This window comes from Caproicibacter sp., from assembly GCF_046707225.1.
Classification (GTDB): Bacteria; Bacillota; Clostridia; order Oscillospirales; family Acutalibacteraceae; genus Caproicibacter.
Genome location: NZ_JBJKOP010000014.1, coordinates 75,810 through 82,986 on the forward strand (window position 1 = coordinate 75,810; position 7,177 = coordinate 82,986).

The following is a 7,177-nucleotide window of genomic DNA, read 5'->3' on the forward strand; positions in this document are numbered from 1 at the left end:
AAAGTAAAATGTCGAATTTAAAAATGGGACTGCTGGACAAAATAGAAAAGAAAACGGCCGTAGTCGGCATTGTCGGCCTCGGTTACGTCGGACTGCCGCTTGCCGTGGAATTTGCAAAAGCGGGTTACCGGACGATTGGTTTCGACGTTCAGGCTAAAAAGGTGGAGTCCGTGAACGCCGGGCACAATTATATCGGCGATATCGTAGGGGATACGCTGAAAGAGATGGTGGAAAGCGGCAGGCTCTCCGCGACCTCCGACTTTTCGTTCATTCAGGGAGTGGACGCCGTCGCGATCTGCGTGCCGACCCCGCTTGATAAATATCAGCAGCCGGATATCAGCTATGTAAAGGGATCCGCCGAGTCCGTCGCGAAATTTGCGCACAGCGGCATGGTGGTCATTCTGGAGTCCACCACATACCCGGGAACAACGGAAGAGCTTTTAAAGCCGATTTTTGAAGAAAACGGGCTCACCTGCGGCGAGGATTTCTACCTTGCGTTTTCGCCCGAACGAGTCGATCCCGGCAACAAGCAGTATAAGACAAAAAATACGCCGAAAGTGGTCGGCGGCGTGGGTTCCGATTCCACAACGGTCGCGGCCGCGCTGTACCGCAGCGTTCTTGCCGGCGGCGTTTATGAAGTTTCCTGCCCGGCGGTCGCAGAAATGGAAAAGCTGCTGGAAAACACCTACCGCAACATCAACATCGGTCTGGTCAACGAAATGGCAATTATTTGCCACCGCATGGGAATCAACGTCTGGGAAGTGATTGAAGCCGCGAAGACAAAGCCCTACGGTTTTCAGGCGTTTTATCCGGGCCCCGGTCTTGGCGGGCACTGTATCCCGCTCGATCCGTTTTACCTGACCTGGAAAGCCCGCGAATTCGATTATCACACCCGACTGATTGAAACCTCCGGCGAAATCAACACGGGCATGCCGGAATATGTGGTTCAGCGCGCAATGGAAGTCCTGAACCGCGACAAAAAGGCGATGAACGGCGCGAAGGTGCTGGTTCTGGGCGTTGCCTATAAATCCGACATCGACGATTACCGTGAGAGCCCGGCGCTCAACGTGATTGATCTTCTGATTGCGAAAGGGGCCGACGTAACGTTTTTCGACCCGTATATTCCGCAGTATCGCCACAAGGGAAAAGTGCACGACGGTGCAAAAGAATTGACGGACGATCTGCTTCGAGGAGCCGACATGGTGCTTCTTTGCACGGCTCACTCATGTTTTGACTATCAGAAGATTCAGGCGCTTTCCAAAGAAGTGTTCGATACCCGCAACGCGATGAAGGACATTGAGAATCGCTCAAACATCGAACTGCTGTAACTTCCAATCCCCCCGTTTTCCGGCGAAAGCGGGGGATTTTTCGGGCAGGCGGAGCCTGCTTCGGCCCGCCGGCCGGGACGGGGGCGTCCGCGGGCGAAGCCTGTTTCCGCCGGAACCGGTGACTGAAGCAACAATGGATATCAATGAAAAGAACAGGTGGATGAATCATGAAAAAATACCGTTTTATGCTGATCGGCTGCGGCCGAATCTCCAAAAATCATATTGCCGCGGCGGCGGCTAACCGGGACATCATGGAGCTTGTCGCCGTCTGCGACCCGATGACCGAAAAGGCGGAGCAGAAGGCGGACGACTGCAGGAACGCGGCGGGATATCGCCCCAAAGTATATGGGGATTACCGGAAAGCTTTAGCCGAACTGGAAATCGACTGCTGCTCCATTGCGACCGAAAGCGGTTATCACGCGCAGATCGCGCTTGACTGCATCCGCGCGGGCAGGAACGTGCTGGTGGAAAAGCCGATGGCTCTTTCCACAAAAGACGCTGAGCAAATGCTCAGCGAAGCAAAGGCGCATGGAGTGACGGTCGGTGTCTGTCACCAGAACCGTTTTAATGCTCCTGTTCAGGAATTGCACAGGGCGCTGAACGACGGCCGATTCGGCAAGCTCGTCAGCGGAACGGCGCGGATTCTGTGGAACCGCTCGATGCCTTATTATGAGCAGGCGCCGTGGCGCGGAACCTGGGCGCAGGACGGCGGCACCCTGATGAATCAGTGCATTCACGGCATCGACCTGCTTCAGTGGAACCTGGGCGGCGAACCGGATACCATTATGGCGATGACCGGGAATTATCTGCGTGACATTCAGGCGGAGGATTTCGGCGCGATTCTGATCCGCTTTAAAAACGGCGCGGTCGGCATTGTGGAAGGAACCGCCTGCGTCTATCCGAAGAATCTGGAAGAGACGCTTTCCGTATTCGGCGAGACCGGCGCCGCCGTGATCGGCGGCCTCGCGGTCAACCGCATCCAGACCTGGAACTTTTCTTCTCCCGCCGCGCAGGATTCCGAAGTGGAAAAACTGGTGGGAACCGACCCGAAGGATGTTTACGGAAGCGGCCATAACGCGCTTTATCAAAACTATATTGAAGCGATTGACAGCCACACCGAACCGCTTGTCAGCGGAGCGGAGGGCATCAAGGGAATGAAAATTATTCTGGCAGCTTACAAATCGCAGAAAACAGGCCTGCCGGTCAAATTTGATGACCTTGAATTTTCTACGCTCGACATGACGCATGAAGACGTCCGGGTCAATTAAGGGGAGTCGATCATGAAACTGATAACCGTAGTCGGCGCGAGGCCGCAGTTTATCAAAGCCTCGGTTGTGTCAATGGCCCTTGCCCATGTCTGCGACGAGGTGATCGTGCATACCGGGCAGCACTACGACCGCAATATGTCCGACGTCTTTTTTGAAGAACTGAAGATTCCGAAGCCGGCCTATCATCTTGGCGTCGGAAGCGGCACGCACGGAAAGCAGACCGGCGAAATGCTGATCAAAATCGAAGAGGTGCTGCAGAAGGAAACGCCGGATGCTCTGCTGGTTTACGGGGATACCAACTCCACCCTGGCGGGCGCGCTGGCCGCGGCAAAGCTGCACATTCCCGTCCTGCACGTGGAAGCGGGCCTGCGTTCCTTTAACCGCCGGATGCCCGAAGAGCTGAATCGTGTTTTAACGGACCATATCTCCGATTCGCTGTTTTGCCCGACGCAGACCGCCGTGCAAAACCTGAAAAGCGAAGGCATCACGGCGGGCGTGCAAAACAGCGGCGACGTCATGCTGGATTCCGTTCTTCACTTTTCCAAACTCGCGGGTGAAAATCCGAAGAAAACGGCAATATTTCAAAAGCTCGGGATTCAGCCGAAGCAATACCGTCTGGCTACGCTGCACCGCGCGGAAACCACGGACGGCGGACTTCCGGTGATCGAGCGCATTTTCCGCGCGTTTGAACGCCTGCCGCAGAAGGTTGTCATCCCGATTCATCCGCGTACCCGCAGCCTGGCGGAGAGCGCGATCGCGCAGTGCGGATTCCGGAATATCCAGCTGATCGACCCGGTCGGCTACCTCGAAATGCTTTTGCTGACTTCAAACGCCTGCCAGGTTTTAACCGATTCCGGCGGTCTGCAAAAGGAAGCCTGGTTTCTGGAAATCCCCTGCGTCACCCTGCGCAGCGAAACCGAATGGGTGGAGACGCTTGCCGGCAACTGGAACGTACTGTCCGCTCTGGAAACCGATGAAATTTACGACAAGGCGGTCAACACGAAAATCGACCCCGCCGCGCGTTCCCAAATGCCGTTCGGCAACGGAAACGCCTCCGGTAAGATCGCGGCTGCACTGATGCAGATGGGGGAGAGCGTAAAGTGAATATCCTTTACATCAATCACTATGCTGGTTCCCGTCTGCACGGAATGGAATTCCGCCCGTGGTTTATGGCAAAACGCTGGGTACAGGCGGGGCATACCGTTACCATTGCTGCTAGCTCCTATTCTCATTTGCGTACGAAGAATCCGGATCTGATGGGGAAAAAGTTTGAGGAGCAGACGCTCGATGGAATTCGCTATTTTTGGATTTCCGGCCCGGAATATCACGGAAACGGAATGGGCCGCATTAAAAATATGCTTTCGTTTCTCAGCGGACTATACCGTTATGGCTCAGAAATTGCCAAACCGGGCGCGCCGGATGCGGTGATCGCCTCTTCCACTTATCCGCTTGATATATACCCTGCGTATCATGTTGCTAAAAAATACGGAGCGTCATTGATTTACGAGGTGCACGATCTCTGGCCGCTCAGCCCGATCGAACTCGGCGGCATTAGCCCGAAGCATCCCTATATCCGGGTGATGCAGGCGGCGGAGAACTTTTGCTACCGGCACAGCGACCGTGTTGTCTCGCTGCTTCCGAATGCGAAGGAACACATGGTGGAGCATGGGATGGCTCCGGAAAAGTTTGTCTATGTTCCGAACGGCATTGAAAAAGCGGACTGGGAAAAGCCGTTTGGGAATCCGCCGGTTTACAGCGAACAGCTTTCAAGATTCCATGAACAGGGAGAATTTTTGATCGGTTACGCGGGCGCCCACGGAATCGCGAACGCGCTTGACAGTTTTGTGGAAGCGGGGGAACGTCTGCATGGCAAAAAAATCAGGCTTCTCCCGGTGGGGCCGGGCCCGGAGCGGGAGCGTTTGATTCAGAAAGCGAAGGATAAAAATCTGGAGGACGTGGTTACGTTCCTGCCGCCGGTCGGGCGCGGCCAGATTCCGGAGCTTTTAAGCCAGATGGACGCGCTTTATATCGGACTGCAGCGCCAGCCGCTGTTCCGGTTCGGCGTTAGCCCGAATAAGCTGATGGATTATATGATGGCGGGGAAGCCGGTCATCTTTGCGATCGACGCGCCGAACGATATGGTCTCTGAAGCCGGATGCGGTATTTCAATCCCGCCGGAAGACAGCCCGGCCATTGCAGAGGCCGCGGAGAAGTTGGCCTCCTGTTCCAAAGAGGATCTTGAAAAGATGGGGGAGCGCGGCCGGGAGTATATTCTGCGAAATAATGAATACGACGTTTTGTCTAAAAAATTTTTAGACGCGCTATAAAAGGATCCGCCCGGCACCGGCCGGGCGGATCTTTTTTTTCAGCCTTTACAGAACTTTTTTGACGTCAAACAGAGAAGACAGTACCAGCCAGTTTTGGGAAAAATAGCTGTTGGCGGTCCAGTAGCTGACACCGGCCAAACCGTATCGGTGTGCAAGCTCCAGTTTCGCGCGGATGCTTCTCGCGTCCTCAAACCAAACGGTATGTTTTTTGCCGTCCGAAGAAAAATAGTCGAAATGGGGCGACTGAGCCTCCTCGTCAAAAAGGATGCGGGCGCCGACCTGCGCGGCGAGCTCCACTGCGCCGGGATTTGTCAGCGAACGGGCCGACGAGCCGCGGATAAAGGGCAAAGTCCAGTCGTATCCGTAATTTGGAATGCCCATCAGGATTTTATTCGGGGGAATGACGGTCACGGCGTAGCGGATGACTTCCTCCACAAGATTCAGCGGTGCGACCGGCCTGGCCGGCCCATACGTATATCCCCATTCGTAAGTCATCAGGATGACATAATCCACCGCTTCCCCGTGGACGGGGTAGTCGTGCGCCTCATAAAGAAGCCCCTGTTGGCCGGCGCTGGTTTTCGGGGCGAGAGAGGTCGTGACAATGTAGCCGAGCGAATGCATTCTGGCCACCACTTTGCGGAGGAAATTGTTGTAATTTTCTCGGTCCCGCGGATAGATATACTCAAAGTCGATATTTAATCCATAATAGTTTTTCTGTTTCATCGTCGCTGTGATGTTTTCCAGAAGAGTATCCTGAACCTGCTGGTTTGACAGGATCGCGTTGGCAACTTCGCTGCTGAAACCGCCTTCGGGGCGCATATTGGTGACGACCATCAGCGGGGCGGTGTTCTGCGCGCGGGCCGCCGTGATCACCGTTTCGTCCTCAATCGGGGCAAGAGCGCCGTCGGCCCCCGCCATATAGCTGAAGATGCTGACAAAGCTGAGATAGGGCAGCGTGCGGTTCAGAGTGTTCCGGTTCACAGACGGGAAAACGTAGCCGTTGACCAACAGGGACCCGAGCTTTTGCGAGGTTACCGGAATGGTCAGAACCTGACCTGCCTGAATACGCGAGGGGTCCGTGATCTGCGGATTGGCTTCCAGCAGCTGATCAACCGAAATTCCGTACAACGCGGCGACGGAATAGAGCGACTGGCCGGATCCGACCGTGTGTTTTACACTGTCCGTCATCAGAACCAGAGCCTGACCTACCACAAGCTGCTGCGGGTCGCGAATTTGATTGTCTTCCATAATCTGCTGTTCGGGTATGCCGTAGAGCCGGGATAATTGATAGAGGTTATCCCCCGGCCTTACCCTGTAAATTACCATGCCGATTCCACCTTTTCGAGCATTTTGGCTTTTCTTTATTTATATGAACGGGCCGATGGAAGAAACACTGTTTTTGCAAAAAAATGCGAAAAAAATCGCCGTGCTCTTGTCCGAGGCACGGCGATTCCATTTATTTATACTCCGTTAATTCTGAAGAATCAGCTTTTTTGTTTTGCGGTCATTTTTCGTGACGGGGCAAATGTTATAGACCGTTCCGTCCTTCGCAACCATGGAAATCGGGATCCTCGGCAACAGTTTATGTATGATTTCCACAAATCCGTTTACAGGCGCTTCCGCCATCCCGGTAACGATGTGTGACGCATGAACACTTTTCGCATATCCAACAGCCATCAGCGGCGCATCGTCATGAAAATAGACGGACATTTCGGCATCCGCATTCTTTGCAGTTTGGCGAAGATACTCCAGCTCTTCACAGTCCGCGTCAAACCCGGAGGAAGTCGGCTGAACACACAACACCTGCAGAGGGATGGACTGACTGTCGGAGATCTTTTTTCCCGCGCGGATCAAACGGTCGCAGTCGCGCTGGCCGGTTACGCAAACAAGGACGGTTGCCTTGCTTTTTTTCAAATTTCTGCCTCCTTATTTAGCAGCATTCACAATACCATTATATCAGAATTGTTACTGTTTATGAGAACAGATTCTGCATAAAATCTGAACATATTGTGAACAAATTTTATGGCGTTTTTTGTCTGAATTTACTTACATGCACATTATAGCATAAATTAACTTTTGATTCAAATCATTTGCAAAAAAATGGGGGCTGTTGCAAAACAGCGCCGAAAAAAAGCCGGAACAACCATACCAAAAGGTATTGGCTGCTCCGGCTTTTTGCTTTAGAATTTAGTTGTGACACAAAATGAAAAGCTCTTAGAGCATAACAAATTCGAGCGAAAAAATCAACAGTTGA

The 7,177-nt window shown here is 53.5% G+C and carries 6 protein-coding genes; 4 read left to right on the forward strand and 2 right to left on the reverse strand.

The features are described 5' to 3' along the window. The first annotated feature begins 8 nt into the window (after positions 1 to 8). The 4 genes from ACLQ3M_RS02515 to ACLQ3M_RS02530 all read left to right on the forward strand — a co-directional run bounded on the left by ACLQ3M_RS02515 (position 9) and on the right by ACLQ3M_RS02530 (position 4,923). A complete protein-coding gene (locus ACLQ3M_RS02515; protein WP_411676138.1) occupies positions 9 to 1,328 on the forward strand; it encodes a nucleotide sugar dehydrogenase in 1,320 nt (439 codons plus the stop codon). 167 nt (positions 1,329 to 1,495) lie between these two features. After that, positions 1,496 to 2,596: a Gfo/Idh/MocA family protein gene (locus ACLQ3M_RS02520; protein ID WP_411676139.1), complete on the forward strand. Its 1,101-nt coding sequence runs from the start codon at positions 1,496 to 1,498 to the stop codon at positions 2,594 to 2,596. A 12-nt stretch (positions 2,597 to 2,608) separates the two neighbouring features. Further along, complete coding sequence (gene wecB, locus ACLQ3M_RS02525) at positions 2,609 to 3,700, forward strand: non-hydrolyzing UDP-N-acetylglucosamine 2-epimerase (protein WP_411676140.1); 1,092 nt, start codon at positions 2,609 to 2,611, stop codon at positions 3,698 to 3,700. After that, a complete protein-coding gene (locus ACLQ3M_RS02530) occupies positions 3,697 to 4,923 on the forward strand; it encodes a glycosyltransferase family 4 protein (RefSeq protein ID WP_411676141.1) in 1,227 nt (408 codons plus the stop codon). Before wecB ends, ACLQ3M_RS02530 begins: the two co-directional genes overlap by 4 nt. Before the next feature lie 45 nt (positions 4,924 to 4,968). Here ACLQ3M_RS02530 and ACLQ3M_RS02535 read toward each other — a convergent pair whose 3' ends face one another. Both ACLQ3M_RS02535 and ACLQ3M_RS02540 read right to left on the reverse strand, forming a co-directional pair. Then, the gene (locus ACLQ3M_RS02535; protein ID WP_411676142.1) at positions 4,969 to 6,249 is read right to left on the reverse strand and encodes a LysM peptidoglycan-binding domain-containing protein; all 1,281 of its coding nucleotides are present in this window, start codon (positions 6,247 to 6,249) and stop codon (positions 4,969 to 4,971) included. 144 nt (positions 6,250 to 6,393) lie between these two features. Continuing rightward, positions 6,394 to 6,837, reverse strand: a complete 444-nt coding sequence (locus tag ACLQ3M_RS02540) for a hypothetical protein (protein WP_411676143.1) — start codon at positions 6,835 to 6,837, stop codon at positions 6,394 to 6,396. Positions 6,838 to 7,177: the final 340 nt, after the last annotated feature.